The sequence below is a fragment of the Mycolicibacterium sp. ND9-15 genome (genome assembly GCF_035918395.1).
Taxonomy (GTDB): domain Bacteria; phylum Actinomycetota; class Actinomycetes; order Mycobacteriales; family Mycobacteriaceae; genus Mycobacterium.
This window is the reverse complement of record NZ_CP142362.1, coordinates 534,041-556,434: the sequence shown is the minus strand read 5'-3', so window position 1 is coordinate 556,434 and position 22,394 is coordinate 534,041. Positions and strand designations below refer to the sequence as shown.

The following is a 22,394-nucleotide window of genomic DNA, read 5'->3' as shown; positions in this document are numbered from 1 at the left end:
CATGACGGCTCTCAATGACGCTGAGCGTGCTGCCATGCGCCGTGACGCCGAGGGCGGGGACCGGGCGTTCCCAACGCACTCCCAGAGGAGCGCCACGCAGTCCGCGCGGGAGCGGACCGGCCGGCCGGCGTGGCTGCCCTCGCGCCGCTTCTTCGCCGCGGTCATCGCGATCGGCGGTATGCAGCTCCTCGCCACCATGGACAGCACCGTTGCAATCGTGGCGCTTCCCAAGATTCAGGACGAGCTGAGCCTCTCCGACGCCGGCCGCAGCTGGGTCATCACCGCATACGTGCTGACCTTCGGCGGGTTGATGCTGCTCGGCGGGCGGCTGGGCGACACGATCGGCCGTAAGCGCACCTTCATCGTCGGCGTCGCGCTGTTCACCATCGCTTCGGTGCTGTGCGGCCTGGCGTGGAACGAGGCGACGTTGGTGGTCGCCCGGCTGCTGCAGGGCGTCGGCGCGGCGATCGCGTCGCCGACTGCGCTGGCACTGATCGCCACCACGTTCCCGAAGGGCCCCGCCCGCAACGCCGCCACCGCGATCTTCGCCGCGATGACCGGCATCGGCTCGGTGATGGGTCTGATCGTCGGCGGCGCGCTGACCGAGGTGTCGTGGCGGTGGGCGTTCCTCATCAATGTGCCGATCGGGTTGGTGATGATCCACCTGGCCCGCAAGACGCTGCGCGAGACCAGCCGCGAGCGGCTCAAGCTCGACGCGGCCGGCGCGATCCTGGCCACGCTGGGATGTACCGCCGCGGTGTTCGGGTTCTCGATGGGACCCGAGCAGGGCTGGCTGTCGCCGATCACGCTGGGTTCGGGCCTCGCCGCGGCTGCGGCCCTGCTCGCCTTCCTCTACGTCGAGCGCACCGCCGCCAACCCCGTCATGCCCTTCGACCTGTTCAAGGACCGCAACCGGGTCGCGACGTTCGCGGCGATCTTCTTGGCCGGCGGCGTGATGTTCACGCTGACCGTCCTGATCGGGCTGTACGTGCAGGACATCATGGATTACAGCCCCCTGCGGGCCGGCATCGGATTCATCCCGTTCGTGATCGCGCTCGGGATCGGGCTCGGGCTGTCGTCGCAGCTGGTGCAGATGTTCCCGCCGCGACTGCTGGTGATCGCCGGCGGCGTGCTGGTGCTCGGCGCGATGATCTACGGCTCGACCCTGGACGCCAACATCCCGTACTTCCCGAACTTGGTGCTGCCGATCACCGTCGGCGGCCTGGGCATCGGCATGATCGTGGTGCCGCTGATGCTGTCGGCGATCGCCGGCGTCGGCTTCGACCAGATCGGCCCGGTGTCGGCCATCGCTCTGATGCTGCAGAACCTCGGCGGTCCCGTCGTACTCGCCGTGATCCAGGCCGTGATCACCTCGCGCACGCTGTACCTGGGCGGCACCACCGGCCCGGTCAACGACATGACCGCCGCGCAGTTGCATGCGCTGGATCAGGGTTACACGTACGGCCTGCTGTGGGTGGCCGCGGTCGCGGTGATCGTCGGCGGTGCCGCGCTGTTCATCGGCTACACAGCATCGCAGGTCGCGCATGCGCAGGAAGTCAAGGACGCGATCGAGTCCGGAGAGCTTTAGCTCGACATCTGACTCCGGAGAGCTTTAGCTCGACATCTGACTCCGGAGAGCTTTAGCTCGACATCTGACTCCGGAGAGCTTTAGCTCGACATCTGACTCCGGAGAGCTTTAGCTCGACATCTGACTCCGGAGAGCTATAGCGCGAAAACCGCACTCGGTAGGGTGGCTTTCCATGTCTGCCGTCGGTGGTCCCACGGGATCGACAGACCGCCCCGTGCCGCCCGCGGCGCTACCGCTCGCCTCGTCGGTTCTGGGCCCGGCGATCCTCGCGATCACCGGCATGCAACTCATGGCGACCCTCGACGGCACGATCGTGATCGTCGCGCTGCCCCGGATGCAGGCCGACCTCGGCCTCACCGACGCCAGCAAGAGTTGGGTGATCACCGCCTATGTCCTGGCGTTCGGCGGCCTGCTGTTGCTCGGTGGGCGCGTCGGCGACGCGATCGGCCACAAGCGCGCGTTCCTATCCGGCGTCGGGGTCTTCACGATCGCCTCGCTGGTGTGCGGCCTGGCCACTGACCCCGCCACGCTCATCGTGGCCCGAGCGGTGCAGGGCACCGGGGCGGCGGTGGCGGCGCCCACCGGGCTCGCGCTGATCGCGACGACGTACAGGGTCGGGCAGGCGCGCAACCGCGCGCTGGCCATCTCGGCGGCCATGCAGGGCGTCGGCTCGGTACTGGGGCTGGTCCTGGGCGGGGCACTGACCGTGATCTCGTGGCGGCTGGCGTTCCTGATCAACGTGCCGATCGGCATCGCGATCATCGCGATCGCGGTCCTCAAACTCGCCGAGACGCACCACGAGCGGCTCAAACTCGACGTCACCGGTGCGCTGCTGGCCACCCTGGGCTGCTCGTCGGCGGTGCTCGTCTTCACGCAGGGCCCTCCGCGCGGCTGGATCGACCCGCTGGTGATCGGCGCTGGGGTCGCGTCGGTGACCTTCTTTGTCAGCTTCCTGATTGTCGAGCGCACCGCGCAGCACCCGATCGTGCCGTTCTCGGTGTTCGACAACCGGAACCGGGTGATGACGTTCGTCGCGCTGTTCCTCGCGGGTGGCGTACTGCTGACGCTGACCGTGATGATCGGGCTGCTGGTGCAGGACGTGCTGGGCTATTCGGCGCTCGAGGCGGGGATCTGCTTCATCCCGTTCGCGCTCGCGTTCGGGGTGGGCACCGCGATGGCCGCCCGGCTTGCGCCGCATGTCGCGCCGCGCTGGCTGATCCTCGGCGGCGGCCTGTTCGTGCTCGGGGCGATGCTGTACGGCTCTACGCTGGACCGCAGCATCCCGTACTTTCCGGACCTGTTCGCGCCGATCGTCGTCGGTGGATTCGGCATCGGGGCGATCGCGGTGATCCTGCCGCTGTGCGCGATCGCCGGAGTGGGCCCCGGCGAGATCGGTCCGGTGTCGTCGATCACGCTGATGGTGCAGAACCTCGGCGGCCCGCTGGTGCTGGTCGTCATCCAAGCCGTGCAGACGTCTCGCACCCTGTACCTGGGCGGCACGACCGGACCGGTCAAGGACATGACCCCGGCCCAGCTCGACGCCCTCGGCCAGGGCTACACCTACTCGCTGCTCTGGGTCGCCGGGGTGGCCGTGATCGTCGGCATCGCCGCGTTCGGGATCCGATTCTCCCCCCGCCAGATCGCCGCCGCGCAGCACACCAAGGAGGCGGTGGAGGCGGGCGAGCTGTAGCTCACTCAGTCAGTAAGGTTGTCGGCTGTGATCACCCGCATGTCGGAGTTGTTTCTGCGCACCCTGCGCGACGACCCGGCCGACGCCGAAGTGCCCAGCCATAGGCTGCTGATCCGGGCGGGCTACATCCGCCCGGTCGGGCCGGGGCTGTACAGCTGGCTGCCGCTGGGGCTCAAGGTGCTTCGCAAGATCGAGCAGGTCGTTCGCCACGAGATGGCCGCGATCGGCGGACAGGAGATCCTGTTCCCGGCGCTGTTGCCCAAAGGTCCCTACCAGACCACCAACCGATGGACCGAGTACGGCGACAGCGTGTTCCGCCTGCAGGACCGTCGCAGCAACGACTACATGCTCGGGCCGACGCACGAGGAGTTCTTCACCCTGACCGTCAAGGGGGAGTACAGCAGCTACAAGGACTTTCCGCTGCTGTTGTTCCAGATCCAGAACAAGTATCGCGACGAAGCGCGGCCACGCGCCGGAATCCTGCGCGGGCGCGAGTTCGTCATGAAGGACTCGTATTCGTTCGACGTCGACGACGACGGACTGCGGGCGGCCTACCTGCGCCACCGCGACGCTTACCAGCGGATCTTCGACACGCTGGGCGTGCGCTACGTCATCGTCTCGGCGGTATCCGGTGCGATGGGCGGCAGCGCGTCCGAGGAGTTCCTGGCCGAGAGCGAGATCGGCGAGGACACCTTCGTGCGGTGTCTGGAGTCCGGCTACGCCGCCAACGTCGAGGCGGTCACCACCGCGGTCCCTGCGGCCCTGCCGATCGACGGCCAACCCGAGGCCAAGGTCTACGACACCCCGGACACCCCGACGATCGCCTCGCTGGTCGACTGGGCCAACTCGGCGCTGGACCGCACCGTCACCCCGGCCGACACGCTGAAGAACGTGATGCTCAAGACCCGTGCGCCCGGCGGGGAATGGGAACTGCTGGGCGTCGGGGTGCCCGGCGATCGGGAGGTCGACGACAAACGGCTCGGTGCCGCGCTCGAACCTGCCGAGTACGCGTTGCTCGATGACACCGACTTCGCCAGGTATCCGTTCCTCGCCAAGGGGTACATCGGTCCGAAAGCGTTGCTGGCCAACGGTGTTCGCTATCTCGTCGACCCACGGGTGGTCGACGGCACGTCGTGGATCACCGGTGCCGACGAGTCCGGCAAACATGTGGTCGGCCTGGTTGCCGGGCGCGACTTCGTCGCCGACGGCACCATCGAGGCAGCCGAGGTACGCGACGGCGACCCGTCGCCGGACGGGGCCGGGCCGCTGGTGTCCGCGCGCGGTATCGAGATCGGCCACATCTTCCAACTGGGCCGCAAGTACACCGAAGCGTTCGAGGTCGACGTGCTCGGCGAGGACGGCAAGCCGGTCCGGTTGACCATGGGTTCCTACGGCATCGGGGTGTCGCGGCTGGTCGCGGTCATCGTCGAACAGCACCACGACGAGCTCGGCCTGCGGTGGCCGTCGTCGGTGTCTCCCTTCGACGTCCACCTGGTCATCGCGAACAAGGACGCGGCGGCCCGCGCGGGCGCGGAAGAGTTGGCGGCCGAACTGGACCGCCGCGGTGTCGACGTTCTCCTCGACGACCGGCAGGCATCGCCGGGGGTGAAGTTCAAGGACGCCGAACTGCTCGGCGTGCCCTGGATCGTGGTGGTCGGCCGCGGCTGGGCCGACGGCGTGGTCGAACTGCGCAACCGGTTCACCGGAGACAACCGGGAGATAGCCGTCGGCGCCGCGGCAGCGGACATCGCGACGACCCTCAGTTCGCCGAACGTGCGCTGAGCGCGAGAACACGACTGGAATCTCGCAGTGAGCGCACGTTCGGCGCGTGGGTTATTCGTTGCCGCCGGGAAATGCCACCGTGACCGGTGTCGTGCCGAGCACCTGGCTCCAGCGCGCTGCCTTCACCGCACACTGCGTCAGCGCCGCCACGCCGAAGGCGCGGTCCTGCTCGGTGGTGGCCTGCTCGACGACCGCCCGCCACGCAACCGCAGCGTCCTGCTCCATGCGGACGGCGAGCTTGGCGGCATCGGTCGGGGTATCGACCTTCATCGGGAGCTGATATCCAGCGGCGGGCAGGGGAGCCTCAATCGATCGCTCGCTCAGCATCGCCAGCCCGGCCTCGCGGCGGTCGCGGTGCTCGGCCATCGACTTCGACACCAGGTAGTTGTCCTCGGGCGTGGAGTGCGCCGAGACAATGCCGTATCCGTAGATGGTGGCGTGCTCGGTGGCGATCGCATCGAACAGCGCGCCGTCAGCGGGGTTTGACGGACGCGCCGGTCCGGTCGGCTCCACCGACGTCATCGCGGCCGCCGCGGTTCGCCGAGGGCCACCGTGTACGCGGCGGTGCACGCCGCGGCGATCGACGCGATCAGCCCGGCGCGGTAGCCCGAGAGCTTGGCCGCCAACTCGGTGGCGGCGGCCGCCGACGCCCGCAGCGCGTTGACCGTGTCCTTGACGGTGGGTGGCTTCACCGGCTCGGCGGTCGTGCTGGTCGGCGTCTGGGTGGGTGCCTCGTCGCCGCGGATCCGGACCAGTTCGTCGGCCAACGCCTGGGCATGGGCCGCGCGTTCGGCGGCCACGGCGGTCAATGCCTGCGCGACGGCCCCGCGTTCGTGTGCGGCGGCATCGGTGGCCAACTGGCTGTCGGCGCGCGCCCGGTCGAGTTGTGCGGAGAGTTCGTCGACCTGCGGTGGCGGTGGCGGCGAGCCGCATGCGGCCGCGGTAGCGGCGAGCAGCGCCAACGCCGCGGCCGAAGCCAGCACGCGTCGCCTGTTGATGGTCGGCGGAGGGCTCGGCACGACAAACATCTTGCCATTGCGCTCCCCTCGCATCGGTGCTCGTTTGGCGGTTACCGCGGCAGTGCTGGCGTATCGTGGAGTGTCGGTTCCAGGGTGTGCCGCCCGGGAGTCGGGTCCGGACAACTCAAGACGAGGAGCTCGCCGTGACGGAGCGTTCTGCGGGATTGCCGTCGCAGAAAGAGGTGATCGAGCTACTCGACGGCGAGTTCGCGCGCGCAGGTTACGAAATCGAGGGCGTGATCGTCGATACCGCCGCGCGTCCGCCGCGCGTCACGGTGGTAGCCGACGGGGACGGCGGCCTGGACCTCGATTCGATCGCCGAGCTGTCCCGTACCGCGTCGACGCTGCTCGATGAGGTCGACGCGAGATCCGCACCCTATGTCCTCGAGGTGACCTCGCCGGGCGTGGACAGGCCCCTGACCGCTGAAAAGCACTACCGCCGGGCGCGCGGCCGCAAAGTCGAACTGACCCTCGCCGATGGCACCCGACTCACCGGGCGGGTCGGTGAAATCCACGACGCCGTACTGCGTTTGGTGGTGCGGGACGGCAAGCGGCCCACCTTCTCGATCCGGGAGCTGCCGTTGGGTGAGATATCGAAAGCCGTTGTGCAAGTTGAATTCTCGCCTCCTAATCCACGAGAGATGGAGCTGGTCGGCCAATCTGGGAAGGAGGATCCCGCGTGAACATCGACATGGCCGCGCTGCATGCCATCGAGGTGGATCGGGGCATCCCGGTGGGCGAACTCGTCGAAACCATCAAGTCGGCACTCCTGACCGCCTATCGACACACTGCGGGGCACGCCGCCGAGGCCCGGATCGAGATCGACCGCAAGACCGGCGAAGTCAAGGTCATCGCCACCGAACTCGACGAGGACGGCAACACGGTCTCCGAATGGGAGGACACCCCAGAGGGTTTCGGCCGTGTCGCCGCCACTACGGCACGCCAGGTGATGCTGCAGAGGTTCCGTGACGCCGAGAACGAGAAGACCTACGGCGAGTTCTCGGCACGGGAGGGCGACATCGTCGGCGGCGTCATCCAGCGCGATGCGCGCGCCAACGCGCGGGGCCTTGTCGTGGTCCGGATGGGCAGCGAAACCAAGGGGTCGGAGGGCGTCATCCCCGCCGCCGAGCAGGTGCCCGGTGAACGTTACGACCACGGCGACCGGCTGCGCTGCTATGTCGTCGGCGTCAGCCGCGGCGCGCGTGAACCGTTGATCACGCTGTCGCGCACGCATCCGAACCTGGTGCGCAAGCTGTTCTCACTGGAGGTCCCCGAGATCGCCGAGGGGTCCGTCGAGATCGTGGCGGTGGCGCGGGAAGCCGGCCACCGGTCGAAGATCGCGGTCACCTCCCGGGTGCCTGGCCTCAACGCCAAGGGGGCCTGCATCGGGCCGATGGGCCAGCGAGTGCGCAACGTCATGAGCGAGTTGTCGGGCGAGAAGATCGACATCATCGACTACGACCCCGATCCGGCGAAGTTCGTCGCCAACGCGCTTTCGCCGGCCAAAGTGGTCTCGGTGGCGGTCATCGACGAGACCGCCCGTGCGGCCCGCGTCGTGGTGCCAGACTTCCAGTTGTCGCTGGCCATCGGCAAGGAAGGGCAGAACGCCCGGCTGGCGGCCCGACTCACCGGTTGGCGCATCGACATCCGCAGCGACGCGGCCCCTGCCGGGAAGGCCGAGCCCGGCCAGGACGCGGCGGGCGGGGCCGTCGGCGAGCGGTAGGCACCGGTCGGCGCGTGCGCCAACGCCGACCAGTGCAGCCATTTCAAATACCAGCGACAGTGGCGGTAGACTCACCGGTGATCCAGCGCGAGACTTCGGCTTCGACGCAACGACGCAGCCCCGACGAACCTGTCGGACCGGTGCGGACCTGCGTTGGCTGCCGAAAACGAGAGCTGGCCGTCGAACTGCTTCGGGTGATCGCTGTCGGCAACGTTGACGAGGCTGGGAATGGTCCCAGCGTCGTAACCGTTGACCCGGCGAGAAAGCTGCCGGGGCGGGGTGCATGGCTGCATCCCACCCCACAGTGCCTCGACGCAGCAATGCGACGGCGAGCGTTCGGTCGAGCGTTGCGCATCACCGGTTCACCGGACCTATCCGCGGTGATCGAGTACGTCGGCACTGTGAGCAGTGCGGACACCCCGGTCGCACGGCAACAGAACAGGTAGCGAAGAACATGAGCACACCGTGAAGTCCCGATGACCATGCGTCATAGCTAACCCGAGGCGCGGCGCCCACCACCGCTGACGCCTCTAGAGATGGAGATGTAGTGGCAGGTAAGGCCCGTGTACACGAGTTGGCCAAGGAACTCGGTGTCACCAGTAAGGAAGTTCTCGCTCGTCTGAGCGAACAGGGTGAGTTCGTCAAATCCGCGTCCTCCACGGTGGAGGCGCCGGTTGCGCGCCGGTTGCGCGAATCCTTCGGCGGCGGGAAGGCCGCGGAGAAGGTCGCGGAAAAGGTCAAGGCCGACGGCAATGGGTCGTCGGCTGGCTCGCCGGCGGCCGCACCGGCCAAGAGCGCGGCGAAGACACCCGCGCCCAAGCCTGCCGCACCCGCCGCTGAGGCGCCGCCCGTCGCACCTCAGCCCGCAGCGGCCACTCCGCCGGCCACGCCCGCCGCGCCACCCACCCGCCCGGGTCCGACACCCGGTCCGCGACCGGGCCCGCCGAGCGCGCCGAAGCCGGCGCCACGCATTCCGCGCGTCGGAAACAACCCGTTCTCCTCTCAACAGCCGGTCGACCGTCCGATCCCCCGTCCTCAAGGCCCCCGGCCCGGTCCCGGGGCTCCGCGGCCCGGTGCGCCGCGGCCAGGCGGCGCGACGCCCGGCAACATGCCGCCGCGCCCACCCGGCGCCCGGCCCGGCGCCATGGGCCGTCCCGGCGGTCCGCGTCCCGGCCCCGGCGCCCGCGGGCCCGGTGCCGGCGGCGGTCGTCCCGGCGGTCCGGGCGGTGGTGGCGGCGGCGGTAACTACCGCGGCGGCGGGGCCGGTGCGCCTGCCGGTGGTGGTGGCTTCCGCGGCCGGCCGGGTGGCGGTGGTCGTCCCGGCCAACGCGGCGGTGCTGCCGGTGCGTTCGGTCGACCCGGTGGTGCGCCGAAGCGTGGCCGTAAGTCGAAGCGGGCGAAACGCGCCGAATACGAGAACATGCAGGCCCCGGTCGTTGGTGGTGTTCGGCTGCCGCACGGCAACGGTGAGACGATCCGGCTCGCCCGCGGTGCGTCGCTGAGCGACTTCGCCGAGAAGATCGACGCCAATCCGGCCGCGCTGGTGCAGGCGCTGTTCAACCTCGGCGAGATGGTTACCGCGACGCAGTCCGTCGGCGACGACACCCTCGAACTGCTCGGCAGCGAGATGAACTACAAAGTTCAGGTCGTCTCGCCGGAGGATGAGGACCGCGAACTGCTGGAGTCCTTCGACCTCACCTACGGCGAAGACGAGGGCGGCGAAGAGGATCTCGAACAGCGTCCGCCGGTGGTCACCGTCATGGGCCACGTCGATCACGGCAAGACCCGACTGCTGGACTCGATCCGTCAGGCCAACGTCCGCGAGGCCGAGGCAGGCGGCATCACCCAGCACATCGGCGCCTACCAGGTCGAGGTCGATCTCGACGGCAACGTCCGGCCGATCACGTTCATCGACACCCCGGGCCACGAGGCGTTCACCGCCATGCGTGCGCGCGGTGCGAAGGCCACCGACATCGCGATCCTCGTGGTGGCCGCCGACGACGGCGTGATGCCGCAGACCGTCGAGGCGATCAACCACGCGCAGGCCGCCGAAGTGCCGATCGTGGTGGCGGTCAACAAGATCGACAAGGAAGGCGCCGACCCGGCCAAGATCCGCGGCCAGCTCACCGAATACGGGCTGATCCCCGAGGACTACGGCGGCGACACCATGTTCGTCGACATCTCCGCCAAGCAGGGCACCAACATCGAGGCGCTGCTGGAAGCGGTCGTGCTGACCGCCGACGCCGCCCTCGACCTGCGGGCCAACCCCGACATGGAGGCCCAGGGCGTGGCGATCGAGGCGCACCTGGACCGCGGGCGCGGGCCGGTGGCCACGGTGCTGGTGCAGCGCGGCACGCTGCGCGTGGGTGATTCGGTGGTCGCCGGCGATGCCTACGGCCGCGTCCGACGCATGGTCGACGAGCACGGCGAGGACGTCACCGAGGCCCTGCCGTCGCGGCCCGTCCAGGTCATCGGCTTCACGTCGGTGCCCGGCGCCGGTGACAACTTCCTCGTCGTCGACGAGGACCGCATCGCGCGTCAGATCGCCGACCGTCGCAGCGCACGCAAGCGCAACGCGCTGGCCGCTCGCAGCCGCAAGCGGATCAGCCTCGAGGATCTGGATTCGGCGCTGAAGGAAACCAGCCAGCTGAACCTGATCCTCAAGGGCGACAACGCCGGTACGGTCGAGGCTCTCGAGGAGGCCCTGCTGGGCATCCAGGTCGACGACGAAGTCGAGCTGCGCGTCATCGACCGCGGCGTCGGTGGCGTCACCGAGACCAACGTCAACCTGGCGTCGGCCTCGGACGCGATCATCATCGGCTTCAACGTCCGCGCCGAGGGCAAGGCCACCGAGCTGGCCAACCGCGAGGGTGTGGAGATCCGCTACTACTCGATCATCTACCAGGCGATCGACGAGATCGAGAGCGCGCTCAAGGGCATGCTCAAGCCGATCTACGAGGAGCGCGAACTCGGCCGCGCCGAGATCCGCGCGATCTTCCGGTCGTCGAAGGTGGGCAACATCGCCGGTTGCCTCGTCCAGTCCGGGATCATGCGGCGCAACGCAAAGGCCCGGCTGCTGCGCGACAACGTAGTGGTGGCCGAGAACCTCACCGTGTCCTCGCTGCGCCGCGAGAAGGACGACGTCACCGAGGTCCGTGAGGGTTACGAATGCGGTCTGACGCTGACCTACTCCGACATCAAGGAAGGCGACGTCATCGAGACGTACGAACTGGTCGAGAAAGAGCGCAGCTAGCGTGGCGGACCCCGCACGGGCGAAGCGGCTGGCCAAGCGCATCTCGACCCTCGTCGCCTCGGTGATCGAGTACGAGATCAAGGATCCGCGGCTGGCCGGTGTCACCATCACCGACGCCAAGGTCACCAACGACCTGCACGACGCGACGCTGTACTACACGGTGCTCGGCTCGTCGCTGTCCGAGGAGCCGGACTACGCCGGGGCGGCCGCGGCGCTGGAGAAGGCAACAGGGGTGCTGCGCTCCAAGATGGGCGCAAGTCTCGGTGTGCGCTTCACACCGACGCTGATGTTCGAACGGGACACCGTTCCCGACGCGGCGGTCAAGATGGAGGAACTGCTCGCCCGCGCCCGCGCCGCGGATGAGGATTTGGCGAGGGTTCGACAAGGTGCCAAGCACGCGGGGGACGCCGACCCGTACCGTGTCAGTGAGGATGAAAGCCGCGGGGGCCTGGACGACTCTGAGGACATCGGTGACCGCGATAGACAAGACGACTGACGCTGCCGAAGTGGGCCATCGGGTCGATGCCCACGCCGCCGCGGAACTCCTTTCGGCTGCCGCGACGATCGGCGTGGTCTGCCACGTCTATCCCGACGCCGACACGATCGGTGCCGGGCTGGCGCTGGCACTGGTGCTCGACCAGGTCGGCAAGGACGTCCAGGTGAGCTTCGCCGCACCGGCGGAACTGCCCGAATCGTTGCAGTCGCTGCCCGGCGGCCACCTGCTCGTCGAACCCGACGCGATGCGTCGGGGCACTGACCTGGTGGTCACGGTCGACATCCCCAGCGTCAACCGGCTGGGCGCGCTGCGTGGACTCGTCGACCACGGCCACGAAGTGCTGGTCATCGACCATCACGCCTCCAACCAGCTGTTCGGCAGCGCCAACTACGTCGACGCTTCGGCGGATTCCACGACGATGCTGGTGGCCGACCTGCTCGACGCCTGGGGCAAGCCGATCGACATCGGTGTGGCGCATTGTCTGTACGCGGGCCTGACCACCGACACCGGCTCCTTCCGGTGGGCCAGCCCGCGAGCGCACCGACTGGCGGCACGGCTGGTCGATCTCGGCGTCGACAACGCCGCCATCAGCCGAACCCTGTTCGACACCCATCCCTTCGCGTGGCTGCCGATGCTGTCGCGGGTGCTGTCCTCGGCGCAGTTGCTGCCGGATGCCGTCGGCGGCCGCGGACTCGTGTACGCGGTGGTGGGGTACGAGGAGTTGGCCAAAGCCCGGCCCGAGGAGGTCGAAAGCATCGTCGACATCGTGCGCACCACCGAGCAGGCCGAGGTGGCCGCGGTGTTCAAGGAGGTCGAGCCCGCGCACTGGTCGGTGTCGATGCGCGCCAAGTCCTACGACCTGACCGGCGTGGCCAGTTCGTTCGGAGGCGGCGGACATCCGCACGCCGCGGGTTACTCGGCCACCGGGGCGGCTGACGACGTGGTGCGGGCGCTCTCCGCCGCTCTTGGCTGAACCCGAGGGCGACCCGGCGGTCGCGCCCGGGCCCACACGTAAGCCGGCGACGTCGGGCCGTCGTATCGCCGCCCTGGCGTTTCCCGCGCTCGGCGTGCTGGCCGCCGAACCGATCTACCTGCTGTTCGACCTCGCTGTGGTGGGCCGGTTGGGTGCCCTGGCGTTGGCCGGGTTGGCGATCGGCGGGCTGATCCTGACCACGCTGAGTTCCCAGATGACGTTCCTGGCTTACGGGACGACCGCGCGCTCGGCCCGCTTCTTCGGCGCCGGTGAGCGCGCGGCCGCCGTCGGGGAGGGGGTGCAGGCGACGTGGCTGGCGCTGGGTTTGGGGTTCGTGATCGTCTGTGCCGTAGAGGTTTTCGCCGTGCCACTGGTGTCCGCACTGGCCGGGCCCTCCGAGGGCGGCGACATCGCCGACGAAGCGCTGGGGTGGGTGCGCATCGCGATCGTCGGGGCGCCCGCGATCCTGGTGTCGGCGGCCGGCAACGGGTGGATGCGCGGGGTTCAGGACACCGTGCGGCCGCTGAAGTTCGTCGTGTTCGGGTTCGCGGTGTCAGCGGTGTTGTGTCCGCTGCTGGTGTACGGCTGGCTCGGCATGCCCCGGCTCGGGCTGCCGGGCTCGGCCGTGGCGAATGTGGTGGGGCAGTGGGTGGCCGCGGTGCTGTTCTGCCGCGCGCTGCTGATCGAGCGGGTTCCATTGCGGATTCACCCGGAGGTGTTGCGCGCGCAGGTGGTGATGGGCCGCGATCTGGTGTTGCGGACGTTGGCTTTTCAAGCCTGTTTCGTGTCGGCCGGAGCGGTCGCCGCCCGGTTCGGCGCAGCGGCCGTCGCCGCCCACCAGGTCGTGCTGCAGTTGTGGAATTTCCTTGCGTTGGTGTTGGATTCGCTGGCGATCGCCGCTCAGTCGCTGGTCGGTGCGGCGCTGGGCGCGGGTCAGCTGGCGCACGCGAAGTCGGTGGCGTGGCGGGTGACGATCTTTTCCGCGTTGGCGTCGGCGGTGCTTGCCATCGTGTTCGCCGTCGGAGCGTCGGTGTTCCCCAGCGTGTTCACCGACGACCGGTCCGTGCTCGACGCGATTGGTGTGCCGTGGTGGTTCATGGTGGCCCAGTTGCCGGTCGCCGGAATCGTTTTCGCGCTGGACGGGGTGCTGTTGGGCGCCGGTGACGCGAAGTTCATGCGCAACGCGACGTTGGCCAGCGCGCTGGTCGGCTTCCTGCCGCTGATATGGCTGTCGCTGGCCTTCGGCTGGGGCCTGCTCGGGATCTGGGCGGGGCTCTCGACGTTCATGGTGCTGCGGTTGGTGTTCGTCGGCTGGCGCGCGTTCTCGGGCCGCTGGCTAGTGGCGGGCACGGGCTAGGTTCCCCCGGCGAGCGCGCGTGTTTGCACACGACGCGCCGCGAAAAAGCAGCAGTTTGCGCACGCCCGCAAAGGCGTGAGCGTGCGGCTACTCAGCGGCTCGTGCCACCGCGGCCCAGCCGAATTCGGTCGTCTTCACGCGAACCTCGCCGAAACCGGCCGCCGCCAACCGATCCGGCAGCGTCGTCGGGTCGACGGGGTTGTAGGTGTCGCCCTCGTGGGCGTCGGCCAACTCGTCGCTGCCGAGGCTGTCGCTGGCCACCAGCGCCGCCCCGGGCCGTAGCACGCGGGCGACTTCGGCGAACAACCGGTCCTGAAGTTCGGCGGTCGGAACGTGGTGCAGCATCGTGAAACAGGCTGCGCCTGTGAAGCGGCCGTCGTCATAGGACAGTGCGGTCGCATCGCCGCGCACGATCTCGACGGTCGACACGCCGGCGAACCGGTCGGTCAGCATCGCGGCCAGTTCGTCGTCGATCTCCACCGACGTCAACCGCGCGACCGATTCGCTCAGCACGTCGGTGGTGGCACCGTAGCCCGGCCCGACCTCGAGCACGTCATCGCCGAGGTCGATCTCGCCCAACGCCCACGGCAGGATCACCTCGCGGATCAGCTGCCGCCACTCGTCGCTGCCGCAGTACTCATGCGCTTCGTTCACGCTCGACAGCGTACGAGCGTGCGCAAAGCGCGGAAAATCAGCGGCGTGTCGGGTGCAGACCCGCACGCTCGCCAGAAAACGTCAGCGGACTTGCGAGCGGCCCCGCTGCAGCACCGCCTCGCGGTTGGCGGCGATGTCGTCTCCGCTGGCCGTGCGCATCCACTCCCGCGCCGACGCCGCCTCGATCCACAACCCCTCATTGGTCTGCGCCTCGTCGATCCGGTGGTACGACGCGAGCAGTGCGCGCACGGCGCGCTGGTTGTTGCCGACGATCGAGGCCGCGACCTGCCGGGCCGTCGGCATCAGCTCGGAATGCGGCACCACCTGGGTGACCAGTCCAGTGCGCAAACCTTCTTCGGCCGACAGGTAGTCCCCGGTCAGGCTCATCCGGCGGGCCATACCTATGCCGACCTTCTGCGGCAGCCGCACCGAGAGCCCCCATGTCGGGAGCAATCCGACGCGGGCGTGCGTGTCGGCGAACCGGGCTTGTTCGGAGGCGATCAGCACATCGCAGTACAGCGCGATCTCGAGTCCACCGGTGACCGCAGCACCGTTGATCGCGCCGATCACGGGTTTGGTCATGGGCGGCCACTTCGGCGAGATGTCGGGCAACTCGGTGGTGTCGCCGAGTTCCTTGAGGTCCAGACCCGCGCAGAACACCGGGTCCGCACCGGTGACGATGACGACGTCGACGTCGTCATCGGCCTGCGCTTCGCCCAGCGCACCGTAGAACCGCCTACGCAGTTCGACCGACAGCGCGTTGCGCGACTGCGGGCGGTTGAGGGTCAGCGTGCGCACCCGGTCACGGGTGTCGACGAGCAGAATGTCTGTGCTTGCTGGGCCGGTCATACCGACGAACCTATCGTGGAGTCCATGTGCCGAAACATCACCGAGCTACGTGGGCTGGAGCCGGCGGCCACCGACGAGGAGGTCGAGGCCGCCGCTTCCCAGTACATCCGCAAGGTCAGCGGTATCACCCGACCGACCGCCGCCCACGCCGAGGCCTTCGAAGCGGCCGTCGCCGAGGTCACCGCCACGACTCGGCGGTTGCTGTCCGCGCTGCCGCCACGGCGTGAGCCGCCCAAGACGGTTCCGCCGATGCGCCGGCCCGAGGTGCGGGCCCGCCTGAAAACCGGGCCGGCAGCCAAGGCGACATAGTCCGGTCCGATGACGACGACGCTGACGCAGCCCGCGCTCAAGGAGTGGAGCGCCGCGGTCCGCGCGCTGCTCGACGGCAGGCAGACCCTGCTGTTGCGCAAGGGCGGCATCCACGAGAAACGATTCGCGGTGACGGCGTCACGTTTCCTGCTGTTCCCGACGGTCGCGCACAGCCACGCCGAACGTGTCCGCCCCGAACACCGCGACCTGCTCGACGCGGCGGCCGCCGACAGCAGCGACGATGCGGTAGTGATCCGCGCCGGCGCCCGGGTCATCGCCGCGATCGAAGTGAACAAGCCTGATGCATTGAAAGACATTGCCCCCCTTCATATCTGGACCGACGAATCGGTGCGTGCCGACCGGCTCGACTTTCGGCCCAGGCATCGGCTCACCGCTCTGGTCGTGCAGGCCTACCCGCTGGCGCACCCGCTGCGACTGGCCCGCATGCCCGAGTACGCGGGCTGCACCAGTTGGGTCCAGTTGCCGGTCGACCCGGATTGGACGTCACCGGTGCACGACGACGCCACGCTGCGCGAAATCGCGGATGAGGTACGCGGTTTGGTGGGCTGACCGGTTGGTCTCAGTCGGCGCCCGGCGCTTTCGGGCCCGCGGGCAGCACCAGTCTGGAAGCGCCGTCGCCGAGGTGCACGGTGTGGGTGGCCGAGGCGAGCCTGCTGCCCGTGCCGAGCGGTTCGCCGGTGCCGAGATTGCGGGCGAACCGCGGGTGCGCCCCGCCGGCCACCAGCACGCGGATCCGGGAGCCGGCGCCGAAGCGGTGCGCGACCGGGTCCAGCTCGATGCGAACCGAGCCGGAATCCGGTGCGGCGCTGAGGTAGCCGTCGCTGACATTTCGCGACCGACCCTTCGCGTCCACCTCGCTCACCCGCACGAACAGATCGTTGTACGGGTTGTCGCACGAATGCGACAGCTCCACGGCCGGCGCCCCGACCACGTACAGGTCGGTGGGTAGCCGATCGCCGGTGAAGCTCAGTACGTCGGCACGCTGAGCCAGGCCGTTGTCCTTCCGGTACCCGGCCTCACGCGACAGCAGGCGACCGCCCACGGTCGGCGTCGGATGCGCCGGGTTGTAGGTGAACGTCGACGGCGAAACGGTCTCCGGTGGCACCGCGTCGCCGAGGCGGCCACCGGGTTGCAGGTAACGCACCACCTCGGGCATGGCCGGTGGCCAGTCCGGCAGATCGGTCCAACCGTGGCCGGTGACGAAGATCCGAACCGGCCGGCGTCGCCGGCGTTCGGCCCCGGTTAGATGGGCGCCCAGCCAGTCCAGCGTTTCGCGGATCGCGGTCGGCGCGGCCTTGGTCATCAGCTGGAGGTGCGTCCAGGGGCCGACGGTCAAACCGACATCCACCCCGCGCTCGCTCAGCCGCCGATACTGGGTGATCGTCTGCTCGAGGAACAGGTCCTGCCAGCCGCTGATCAGCAGTACCGGCACGTCGGCGGTGTCCAGCGCGCCGCGGAGGTTCAGCCCGTTCCAGAACGGGTCGTCCGCCTCGGGGTGGTCGAGCCAGGATTCCCACCACGGGGCGCCCCTGCCCAGAAGTGTGCGGCCCGCTTCGCCGGCGGGCAGGCGGTGCATCGCGCGGGCGAGGCGGCGACCCGACCGCGCCTTCCGCACCAACGCCCGCAACCTGTTCGGATCCTCTTGGTGGGCGACCAGATGGCTCCAGCCGAGGAAGTCGCTCAGCGCGAACGAGCCGTGACCCCAGCGCGGACCGCTGACGTCGTGGGGCCCGACGGTGATGACGGCGGCCTTCATCTCCGGCGGCGGATCGGTGAGCAACGCCCACTGGGTGAAGCCCAGATACGACAGCCCGATCGTGCCGAACGAGCCGGTGAACCACTCCTGATCGCGCAGCCACTCGACAGTGTCGGCGCCGTCGGCGATCTCGTTGACCATCGGATCGAACTCGCCGCCGGAGCCGTACGTACCGCGCACGCTTTGCAGAACGACGTGATACCCGCGCGCCGCATAGACGCGACCGTAGAGGACGGCGAACGGGAAGTCTCGGCCGTAGGGGCCGCGGACCAGCAGGGTGCCCGCCGGATCGGACGTCGTCGGCGCATAGTGGTGGGCCCTCAGCTCGACGCCGTCGCGCATCGGCACGCGGACCTTGCTGACCGTGAAGTCGGTGGTGTGCGGCGGCAGCCGCAGCAGGCGTGACACGGCGCGTCCGGTGAACTTCTTGACCCTCGAACGGGATGCCGGCTGGGCGGCTACGGAGGATGCGGTCACCTCTCAGAGGCTACGCAGTCGGCATGCGACCCGTCAGAACACGTAGTGCGGAATCAGCTCGTGGGCGCGTTGGAGGTTGGTCTGCATGCAGTCGGGGTCCGGCTCGGAGTAGATCGGCGAGTAGAACAGCGACTGTTGCAGTACGCCGTAGCTGGTGTCGAAGGCGATCATGCAGGTGATCCACCAGCGGTTGTTCCAGTCTGTGGGTTTCATGATCCAGTACTGCGCCGCGCGGTGCCCGTCGATGTCGAGTTGCACCGCGTCGGCGGGCAGGGTCTGCTCGTAAGTGCGCCAGACGATCGCCTCGACGGCCAACTGATAGTTCCCCGCGTCGTACCTGCAGCGCAGCTGATCCTCGGGCGTCGGCGGTGTGTACATCAGCCCGATGGCCTGCACCGCTTCGAGCGGAATCTGCTTGCACGGGTTGAACGGTGACGGGTCGGTCGTCTCGACGACGGGCCACTTGATCGACGTGGTGACGTTGGTCATCGGGATGTCTTCGGCATCCACGCGCGGGGCACCCGCCGGATTGGTGTGCCACACCACGATCACCGCGGCAACCAGCGCGCACAGCACCGAGAGCAGGCGCAGCTTGGCGACCATCTCACCCCTTTGTCCGTCGGTCCGACCCTGCGGGGAGTCTAGCGGGCGGTTCCGAGCCGCCGAAGAGGAAACAAGAACCTGTTCTAGTTGCCGGGCGAACCGATGGCGCCGGGTTAAGTACCCTGGTCAGTTGTGACACGCGACGGCCGACGACCCACCTTGTGGGCGATCAGCGACCTCCACACCGGTCACACAGGCAACAAACCCGTGACCGAGTCGCTGCATCCGGCCTCACCCGATGACTGGCTCATCGTCGCCGGCGATGTCGCCGAACGCACCGACGACGTCCGCTGGGCGCTGGATCTGCTGCGTAAGCGGTTCGCCAAGGTGATCTGGATCCCGGGTAACCACGAGTTGTGGACCACCGACCGGGATCCGATGCAGATCTTCGGCAAGGCCCGCTACGACTACCTGGTCAACATGTGCGACGAGATGGGCATCATCACGCCCGAGCATCCGTTCCCGGTGTGGACCGAGGAGGGCGGTCCGGCCACCATCGTGCCCATGTTCCTGCTGTACGACTACACGTTTCTGCCGGACGGCGCCGGCACCAAAGCCGAGGGGTTGGCGATCGCGCGGGAGCGCAACGTCGTCGGCACCGACGAGTTCCTGCTGTCGTCGGAGCCGTACGCGACCCGCGACGCTTGGTGCCGCGACCGGTTGGCCTACACCCGCAAGAGGCTCGAGAACCTCGACTGGATGATGCCGACGGTGCTCGTCAACCATTTTCCGATGGTGCGCGAACCCTGTGACGCGATGTTCTATCCGGAGTTCTCGCTGTGGTGCGGCACCACCGCTACCGCCGACTGGCACACCCGCTACAACGCGGTGTGCTCGGTCTACGGCCACCTGCACATCCCACGCACGACGTGGTACGACGGTGTGCGATTCGAAGAGGTGTCGGTCGGATATCCACGAGAGTGGCGGCGCCGCAAACCATATCGGTGGATGCGCCAGATCCTGCCGGATCCGCAGTACCCGCCCGGCTACCTCAACGAGTTCGGCGGCCACTTCGAAATCACCCAGGAGATGCGGGAGAACGCCCAGAAGATGCAGCAGCGGATCCGCGACAGGCAGCTCTCGCGATGACGATCGCCGCCTCACTGCTGTCCGACGTGCTGCCCGCGACGACGTCTGCGCTGGCCGCCGCCGAGATCTATCGCGATCCGCCGGACCTCGCCCCGTTGCCCGAGGAGGAGCCACTGATCGCCAAGTCGGTGGCCAAGCGCCGCAACGAGTTCGTCACCGTGCGGTACTGCGCACGGCAGGCGCTCGGTGAACTCGGAATCGAACCGGTGCCGATCCTGAAGGGGGAGAAGGGCGAACCCCGTTGGCCCGACGGCGTCGTCGGCTCCCTGACTCATTGCGAGGGGTACCGCGGCGCGGTGGTCGGTCGGCAGGTCGACGTGCGTTCGGTCGGTATCGACGCCGAACCACACGACGTGCTGCCCGACGGAGTGCTCGACGCGGTCAGCCTGCCGGCCGAGCGAACCGAACTCGGGCAATTGCCCGGGGGCCTGCATTGGGACCGAATTCTGTTCTGCGCCAAGGAGGCAACCTATAAGGCGTGGTTCCCGGTGACTCGCCGCTGGTTGGGTTTCGAGGATGCCCACATCGTCTTCGAGGTGGACGACACCGGCACGTCGGGGGCCTTCGTGTCGAGCATCCTGATCGACCCGGCTGCTGAACACGGCCCGCCACTAGAGACCTTGGCGGGCCGGTGGTCGGTCCGTGACGGGCTGGCGTTGACGGCAATCGTCTTGTGACCGAACCTGGTTTGGTCATCGTCGACAAGCCGGCGGGGATGACGAGCCACGACGTCGTCGGGCGCTGTCGTCGGTACTTCGGTACCCGCAAGGTCGGGCACGCCGGCACGCTGGACCCGATGGCGACCGGGGTGCTGGTCGTCGGCATCGATCGCGCCACCAAGATCCTCGGGTTGCTGAGCGCGACCGACAAGACGTATGCGGCGACCATCCGACTGGGCCAGACCACTTCCACCGAGGACGCCGAAGGCGAGATCCTGCAGGTGGTTTCGGTTGACAGCGTCACCGACGCACAAATCGGCCGGGCTGTGGCCGGACTGTGTGGTGAGATCGACCAGGTCCCGTCCTCGGTGAGCGCGATCAAGGTCGGCGGGCAGCGCGCCTACAAACTCGCCCGCGAGGGTCGGGCCGTCGAGTTGGCGCCGCGACGCGTGCGCATCGACCGCTTCGCGGTGCTGAACGTCCGGCGGCAGCCCGGCGTCATCGACGTCGACGTCGAAGTGGACTGTTCCAGCGGTACCTACATCCGCGCACTGGCCCGCGACGTGGGGGCCGCGTTGGGAGTCGGCGGGCACCTCACGGCGTTGCGCCGCACCAGAGTCGGGGACTTCGGTTTGACCGAGGCGTGCACGCTCGACGAACTGGCCGACCGGCCACGGCTGTCCTACAGCCTGGACGCGGCGTGCCTCCTGGCGTTCCCTCGGCGGGACCTGACGGCGGCCGAGGCCGAGGACGTCCGGCACGGACGGCCGCTGCAGCCCGCTGGAATCGGTGGCATCTACGCCGCGACGGCCGACGATGGTCAGGTCATCGCGTTGCTCGAAGATCGGTCGGCGCGGGCGAAATCGGTGGTGGTGCTGCGCCCGGCGACCTTGTAGGCCATCGCATTCGGGCGCATACTCACATCTGGGGCCCACAGAAGGGAGCCACGATGTCGTCTCCGTACAGGCTGCTCCAGCTCGCACTCGGAGTGTTCGGCGTCGTCATGCTCTGCGTGTATCCACTGGCCGTGCTCTGGCCGTCGGGATGGGCATGGCATGCGGGGCCGCCCCACCATTCGGACTATTTCATGATGATCGTCGGGCTGTACGCCACGCTCGGAGTCTTTCTGTTGTGGGCAGCGCGAAATCCGAGAGCTCATCTGAGCTTGATCTGGTTCACGGTGTGGTCCAGCGTCGTTCACGCCGCCATCATGACGGTGCAAGCGGTGCGCGGCGAGCATCAGACGGGTCACCTCCTGGGCGACGTGCCCGCGCTGTTGCTGGTTGCGATCGTGTTGGCGGTGCTGGTGCGAGCTTCGGGGCTCAAGCTGCCCGGGGAACAGCCGGCGGCACTTGAGCGGGGCTAGCTCGCGACCACCCAAATCGCTTCTGCGGCAGGGCTTCCCAGGTCGACCGTCGTATCGTCACCGTCTGATGATTCGATGGCGACCGAGATCATCCCCGCGAAGTCGCGGCGGGCCAGCACCCGCAGCCGCGAGTCCAGATTGATGCCGACGCTGTCGAAGTACCGCAGCATCTCGGGATCGGCGTCGGAAATGCGTGCGATCGTGCCGGTGTCGCCGTCGTGACACACCGACAACTGGCGGGCGTCCGGCGTGGGTACCCGGCCGTCGGCGGCGGGGATGGGGTCACCGTGCGGATCGCGGGTCGGGTACCCGAGCTTTGCATCGATTCGGTCCAGCATCCGGTCCGACACCGCGTGCTCGAGCACCTCGGCCTCGTCGTGCACCTCGTCCCAGCCGTAACCCAACTCGCGGACGAGAAACGTCTCCATCAGCCGGTGGCGGCGCACCATCGCCAGCGCGGCGGCCCGGCCGGCCGCCGTCAATGTCACCGCGCCGTACTTCTCGTGATTGACCAACCCCTGGTCGGCGAGCTTGCGGATCGACTCCGAGGCCGTGCTGGCCGACACGCCGATCCGCTCGGCCAGCAGCTTCGTGCTGATCTTCTCCAGCGACCATTCCTGGACGGTCCAGATGACTTTCAGGTAGTCCTGGGCAACCGTCGTCAGGTCACGCGCATCGCCGGCAGGATTCACAGTGAGAAAGTTTAGGCAATGGTCACCTCATCCGGGGG

At 68.5% G+C, this 22,394-nt stretch carries 23 protein-coding genes; 16 read left to right on the top strand and 7 right to left on the bottom strand.

The window, feature by feature from the left end; translation table 11 throughout:
- Window position 1: 1 nt before the first annotated feature.
- From QGN32_RS02775 to QGN32_RS02765, 3 genes are all read left to right on the top strand, one after another.
- Window positions 2–1,588, top strand: coding sequence for an MFS transporter (locus QGN32_RS02775; protein ID WP_442791773.1), 1,587 nt, complete (start codon window positions 2–4; stop codon window positions 1,586–1,588).
- 172 nt (window positions 1,589–1,760) lie between these two features.
- Window positions 1,761–3,278 (top strand): MFS transporter, encoded by a 1,518-nt coding sequence (locus QGN32_RS02770; RefSeq protein WP_326547151.1) that lies wholly within the window; start codon window positions 1,761–1,763, stop codon window positions 3,276–3,278.
- Between the two features lie 27 nt (window positions 3,279–3,305).
- Complete coding sequence (locus tag QGN32_RS02765) at window positions 3,306–5,060, top strand: proline--tRNA ligase (RefSeq protein ID WP_326547150.1); 1,755 nt, start codon at window positions 3,306–3,308, stop codon at window positions 5,058–5,060.
- A 51-nt stretch (window positions 5,061–5,111) separates the two neighbouring features.
- Here QGN32_RS02765 and QGN32_RS02760 read toward each other — a convergent pair whose 3' ends face one another.
- Window positions 5,112–5,582: a ferritin-like domain-containing protein gene (locus tag QGN32_RS02760; protein WP_326547149.1), complete on the bottom strand. Its 471-nt coding sequence runs from the start codon at window positions 5,580–5,582 to the stop codon at window positions 5,112–5,114.
- Window positions 5,579–6,088 carry a hypothetical protein gene (locus QGN32_RS02755; RefSeq protein ID WP_326547148.1) on the bottom strand — a complete coding sequence of 170 codons (510 nt, stop codon included), beginning with the start codon at window positions 6,086–6,088 and terminating at the stop codon, window positions 5,579–5,581. Before QGN32_RS02755 ends, QGN32_RS02760 begins: the two co-directional genes overlap by 4 nt.
- Before the next feature lie 134 nt (window positions 6,089–6,222).
- On the opposite strand from QGN32_RS02755, the gene rimP reads away from it, so the two are divergent.
- The 7 genes from rimP (at window position 6,223) to QGN32_RS02720 (ending at window position 13,881) form a co-directional block, all read left to right on the top strand.
- Window positions 6,223–6,762 (top strand): ribosome maturation factor RimP, encoded by a 540-nt coding sequence (rimP, locus tag QGN32_RS02750; protein WP_326547147.1) that lies wholly within the window; start codon window positions 6,223–6,225, stop codon window positions 6,760–6,762.
- Window positions 6,759–7,802: a transcription termination factor NusA gene (gene nusA, locus QGN32_RS02745; protein WP_326547146.1), complete on the top strand. Its 1,044-nt coding sequence runs from the start codon at window positions 6,759–6,761 to the stop codon at window positions 7,800–7,802. Before rimP ends, nusA begins: the two co-directional genes overlap by 4 nt.
- A gap of 14 nt (window positions 7,803–7,816) precedes the next feature.
- Window positions 7,817–8,248 carry a YlxR family protein gene (locus tag QGN32_RS02740; protein ID WP_326547145.1) on the top strand — a complete coding sequence of 144 codons (432 nt, stop codon included), beginning with the start codon at window positions 7,817–7,819 and terminating at the stop codon, window positions 8,246–8,248.
- A 101-nt stretch (window positions 8,249–8,349) separates the two neighbouring features.
- Entirely contained in the window at window positions 8,350–11,055 is a 2,706-nt protein-coding gene (infB, locus tag QGN32_RS02735) for a translation initiation factor IF-2 (RefSeq protein WP_326547144.1), read from the top strand.
- Window position 11,056: 1 nt separating this feature from the next.
- Window positions 11,057–11,551, top strand: coding sequence for a 30S ribosome-binding factor RbfA (gene rbfA, locus QGN32_RS02730; RefSeq protein WP_326547143.1), 495 nt, complete (start codon window positions 11,057–11,059; stop codon window positions 11,549–11,551).
- Complete coding sequence (locus tag QGN32_RS02725) at window positions 11,526–12,524, top strand: DHH family phosphoesterase (protein WP_326547142.1); 999 nt, start codon at window positions 11,526–11,528, stop codon at window positions 12,522–12,524. Before rbfA ends, QGN32_RS02725 begins: the two co-directional genes overlap by 26 nt.
- Complete coding sequence (locus QGN32_RS02720) at window positions 12,517–13,881, top strand: MATE family efflux transporter (RefSeq protein WP_326547141.1); 1,365 nt, start codon at window positions 12,517–12,519, stop codon at window positions 13,879–13,881. Before QGN32_RS02725 ends, QGN32_RS02720 begins: the two co-directional genes overlap by 8 nt.
- Window positions 13,882–13,968: 87 nt before the next feature.
- Here the strand turns inward: QGN32_RS02720 and QGN32_RS02715 are convergent, their stop codons facing one another.
- Both QGN32_RS02715 and QGN32_RS02710 read right to left on the bottom strand, forming a co-directional pair.
- Complete coding sequence (locus QGN32_RS02715) at window positions 13,969–14,535, bottom strand: class I SAM-dependent methyltransferase (protein WP_326547140.1); 567 nt, start codon at window positions 14,533–14,535, stop codon at window positions 13,969–13,971.
- Between the two features lie 81 nt (window positions 14,536–14,616).
- Complete coding sequence (locus tag QGN32_RS02710) at window positions 14,617–15,384, bottom strand: enoyl-CoA hydratase (protein WP_326547139.1); 768 nt, start codon at window positions 15,382–15,384, stop codon at window positions 14,617–14,619.
- Between the two features lie 24 nt (window positions 15,385–15,408).
- Here QGN32_RS02710 and QGN32_RS02705 point away from each other — a divergent pair, with 24 nt between their 5' ends.
- The gene (locus QGN32_RS02705) at window positions 15,409–15,693 is read left to right on the top strand and encodes a DUF2277 domain-containing protein (protein WP_326547138.1); all 285 of its coding nucleotides are present in this window, start codon (window positions 15,409–15,411) and stop codon (window positions 15,691–15,693) included.
- Between the two features lie 9 nt (window positions 15,694–15,702).
- Window positions 15,703–16,263 (top strand): DUF1802 family protein, encoded by a 561-nt coding sequence (locus tag QGN32_RS02700; protein ID WP_326547137.1) that lies wholly within the window; start codon window positions 15,703–15,705, stop codon window positions 16,261–16,263.
- A 10-nt stretch (window positions 16,264–16,273) separates the two neighbouring features.
- Here QGN32_RS02700 and QGN32_RS02695 read toward each other — a convergent pair whose 3' ends face one another.
- On the bottom strand, window positions 16,274–17,947 hold the full coding sequence (locus QGN32_RS02695) for a CocE/NonD family hydrolase (RefSeq protein WP_326547136.1): 1,674 nt from the start codon (window positions 17,945–17,947) through the stop codon (window positions 16,274–16,276).
- A 33-nt stretch (window positions 17,948–17,980) separates the two neighbouring features.
- A complete protein-coding gene (locus tag QGN32_RS02690) occupies window positions 17,981–18,550 on the bottom strand; it encodes a DUF3558 domain-containing protein (RefSeq protein ID WP_326547135.1) in 570 nt (189 codons plus the stop codon).
- A 132-nt stretch (window positions 18,551–18,682) separates the two neighbouring features.
- On the opposite strand from QGN32_RS02690, the gene pptH reads away from it, so the two are divergent.
- The 4 genes from pptH to QGN32_RS02670 are packed head-to-tail and all read left to right on the top strand — an operon-like array spanning window position 18,683 to window position 21,664.
- Window positions 18,683–19,639, top strand: a complete 957-nt coding sequence (gene pptH / locus QGN32_RS02685; protein ID WP_326547134.1) for an ACP phosphodiesterase PptH — start codon at window positions 18,683–18,685, stop codon at window positions 19,637–19,639.
- A complete protein-coding gene (gene pptT / locus QGN32_RS02680) occupies window positions 19,636–20,316 on the top strand; it encodes a 4'-phosphopantetheinyl transferase PptT (RefSeq protein ID WP_326547133.1) in 681 nt (226 codons plus the stop codon). The genes pptH and pptT overlap by 4 nt, the downstream gene beginning before the upstream one ends.
- A gap of 38 nt (window positions 20,317–20,354) precedes the next feature.
- Complete coding sequence (gene truB / locus QGN32_RS02675; RefSeq protein ID WP_326548899.1) at window positions 20,355–21,194, top strand: tRNA pseudouridine(55) synthase TruB; 840 nt, start codon at window positions 20,355–20,357, stop codon at window positions 21,192–21,194.
- Window positions 21,195–21,247: 53 nt separating this feature from the next.
- Window positions 21,248–21,664 (top strand): DUF6632 domain-containing protein, encoded by a 417-nt coding sequence (locus tag QGN32_RS02670; protein ID WP_326547132.1) that lies wholly within the window; start codon window positions 21,248–21,250, stop codon window positions 21,662–21,664.
- On the opposite strand, the gene mntR is transcribed toward QGN32_RS02670, so the two are convergent.
- Window positions 21,661–22,356, bottom strand: coding sequence for a manganese-binding transcriptional regulator MntR (gene mntR, locus QGN32_RS02665; protein WP_326547131.1), 696 nt, complete (start codon window positions 22,354–22,356; stop codon window positions 21,661–21,663). The two genes, QGN32_RS02670 and mntR, sit on opposite strands and share 4 nt — an antisense overlap.
- Window positions 22,357–22,394: the final 38 nt, after the last annotated feature.